The sequence below is a fragment of the Actinomycetospora sp. genome, assembly GCF_055612215.1.
The window spans coordinates 1-2,573 of the sequence record NZ_JBVPVA010000228.1; the positions used below are offsets into that span (position 1 = coordinate 1).

At 71.6% G+C, this 2,573-nt stretch carries 3 protein-coding genes and 1 tRNA gene; 2 read left to right on the top strand and 2 right to left on the bottom strand.

What is annotated here, in order from left to right; all coding sequences use genetic code 11:
* Positions 1–233: 233 nt before the first annotated feature.
* Positions 234–431: a hypothetical protein gene (locus tag AC0CYZ_RS06370; protein ID WP_472213439.1), complete on the bottom strand. Its 198-nt coding sequence runs from the start codon at positions 429–431 to the stop codon at positions 234–236.
* 406 nt (positions 432–837) lie between these two features.
* Here AC0CYZ_RS06370 and AC0CYZ_RS06375 point away from each other — a divergent pair.
* Positions 838–910: transfer RNA gene (locus AC0CYZ_RS06375), tRNA-Ile, on the top strand.
* Between the two features lie 13 nt (positions 911–923).
* Here the strand turns inward: AC0CYZ_RS06375 and AC0CYZ_RS06380 are convergent.
* The gene (locus tag AC0CYZ_RS06380; protein ID WP_472213441.1) at positions 924–1,238 is read right to left on the bottom strand and encodes a hypothetical protein; all 315 of its coding nucleotides are present in this window, start codon (positions 1,236–1,238) and stop codon (positions 924–926) included.
* 333 nt (positions 1,239–1,571) lie between these two features.
* Between AC0CYZ_RS06380 and AC0CYZ_RS06385 the strand changes: the two genes are divergently transcribed.
* Complete coding sequence (locus AC0CYZ_RS06385; RefSeq protein ID WP_472213443.1) at positions 1,572–2,318, top strand: GAF and ANTAR domain-containing protein; 747 nt, start codon at positions 1,572–1,574, stop codon at positions 2,316–2,318.
* Positions 2,319–2,573: the final 255 nt, after the last annotated feature.

Sequence of the window (2,573 nt, forward strand, 5' to 3'; positions counted from 1 at the left end):
CGCGGGCGGGTGCTCGGCGATCCCGGCGGTGATTCGGCGGCCCAGTCGCATGTCTGCCTCCCGTGGAGCGTGGCGGTGACGCTCTCCCGATGGTCCGGTGCCGATCGTCCCCCTGTCCAGTGCTGGGGACGGGTCGTCACGAGAACGTCGCGGGTCGTGGTCCGCCGACGACGCCGCGAGGACCCGGCCGGACCCGTGGGGAGCGGGTCCGGCCGGACCCTCGTCGTCGGCGCCTACTCCGCCTCGAGGCCGAACGCGTCGGCCGCGCCGCCGATCTCGTGCTCGGTGTCGGAGACGGTGTGGTCGACGTACTGCGCGACCGGGGTGAGCTCGGGGGCGTTCGCGGCGGGCGCGGCGATCCCGACGGCCAGCGCCGGGCCGGCGACGGCGGCGAACGCGAACCGGAGGGTGCGGGCGGAGAGCTTCGGCATGGGGGGTGGTCCTTCCCGATCAGGACGGTCGGTTCACCGGAGCACCACTGCTCCGGACGACACCGCGGGGGTGTCGTTCCGGCGCAACGACCGCTCACACAGCGGGATCACGCGCCGCGCGGATCGGTAACACGAAGATCATCCGGCGCAGTGGTCGTCGCGACGTCACCGGGACGGACTCGTGCAGGTCGGGAGGGGATACGCCGGGATTCGACCGGTTCCGACCGCGCTGATCTGATCGAGATCGTCGAGAAACGTGTCGTTCACACGCGACGCGTGCCCGGACCCCGGACCCTCCGCGTCCCCGGGTCGAGCCGTGAGGCGGCGATCCGCACCCGCCGGGGCGGCCCGTAGGCTGCCGCGCGCGGTGCTCGTCCGGGTGAGGCAGCGGGGTCGGTGCCGCGCGGGGGCAGTAGCTCAGCGGTAGAGCAGCGGACTCATAATCCGTCAGGCCGTCGGTTCGAATCCGACCTGCCCCACGATTCATCCAGGTCACACAAATGCAGCGGTCGGTGGCCCAAGACCGATCCCCACAGAACCCCCACGTATTGCCCGCTTTCGTCGGGAGAGCCTGATCCCCAGGCGCCGCCTCGCGTGCGCCCGCTCGTCCGTGGAGACGTCCTGGGTGATCGAGGAGCGGGCGTGCCCGCTGTGGCCGGCGACGGCACGGGCGGACAGGCCGGCCTGGTCGAGCACCGTCGCGGCCGTCTTGCGGAACACGTGGCTGGTGACCCACTCGTAGGCGGCCCGGTCGAGGCCATCGCGCGGCCGCGCGCCGGTGTTCTGCGGGGTCGCGCCAGGAGCCACGGCCGTCGGCGTGGCCGCGCGAGTTCGGGGAGAGGATCGAACCGGGCATGACGTCGTCGGGGAAGTGCCGGAAACCGGCGGGGCGAGACCCGTTTTGCCGTGGCAGTCCGGAGTATGGTGGGTGTCGCGGGTCGAGATCACGGGCCGCCTCCGGACAACGGGCGCTACTTTCGAGCTGCGCCCTCTCGTCCACATTTTCATGTGCGTCCTGGACACCGCGATTCGGTGGCGGGTAGAGCGCAGCGCATGCCGCTCCGGCTCTGCCTGGCCGGCGTTCCTCCGAGGGGTCGCCGGCCTCGTTCCCGCCGCAATCGTCGAAGGTGGGTCCGTCACGTGGACGCGAACCAGTCCGACCGGCTCGTCATCGCCCTGCGCGCTGCCGCCCTGGGGTTGGTCACCCGCCGCAGCATCGACGATCTCGAGGCGACCCTGGCCCAGATCGTCCTCACCGCCGTGGAGACCGTCCCGGGCGTGGACGCCGGCAGCATCTCCATGACCCGTCACGGTGTCGTCGAGACCCGCCACCCCACCACCGACGAGATCGGCGAGCTGGACCGCACCCAGAGCGAGCTGTCCGAGGGACCGTGCATCACCGCGTTGAGCCACCCCGCCGACGACGGCGTCGTCCTGGCCCAGGACCTCGCCGGCCAGGACGCCACCCGCTGGCCGAAGTTCGCCCCGCAGGCCGTGGCGTTCGGGTTCCTGTCGTTGATGTCGACTCAGCTCTGCGCCGCGCCGACCATGCGGGCGGCGCTGAATCTCTACTCCCGAGTCCCGCACGCCTTCGACGAGCAGGCCCGCAGGATCGCGGGCCTGTTCGGGGTCCAGGCCGGGGTGCTGCTCTACGGCAGCGACCGGGCCACCCACCTCAAGCACGCCGTGGACACCCGCGATGTGATCGGCCAGGCCAAGGGCATCCTCATGGCGCGCTTCGGCATCGACGACGATCAGGCCTTCCGTCTGCTGGTCTCGTCCTCCCAGGAGACCAACATCAAGCTCGTCGAGGTCTCCCGCTGGGTCGCCTCCGAGGCGGCGCACGGCCGCAGCCAACCCACGGAGCCGGCCCGCAGGAACAGCTGAGGGCGCGAAGGCGGGGACCCCGAGGGAACGCACGACGCGTTTGACCGTCGCTGCCCCAGAGGTTGCAGGCCTGGTGCCCCGGGGTATCACGGAGTCCAGACGTGGCGTGCGCGTACGTCGCTGGGCGGCGGGCGGTGGCGGTCGTGGATCAGTCGTTGGCCGAGACATTGCTGAGCCTGGCCGACACCGGCGGCCCCGATTTCGATCCCGCGGAGCTGCTCTACACCCTGACCACGGCCAGTGTCCGACTGCTCG

What these genes read in the sequence shown, in the direction of transcription:
- AC0CYZ_RS06370 (WP_472213439.1), bottom strand. Translation starts at nt 431, where the DNA reads ATGCCGAAGCTCTCCGCCCGCACCCTCCGGTTCGCGTTCGCCGCCGTC.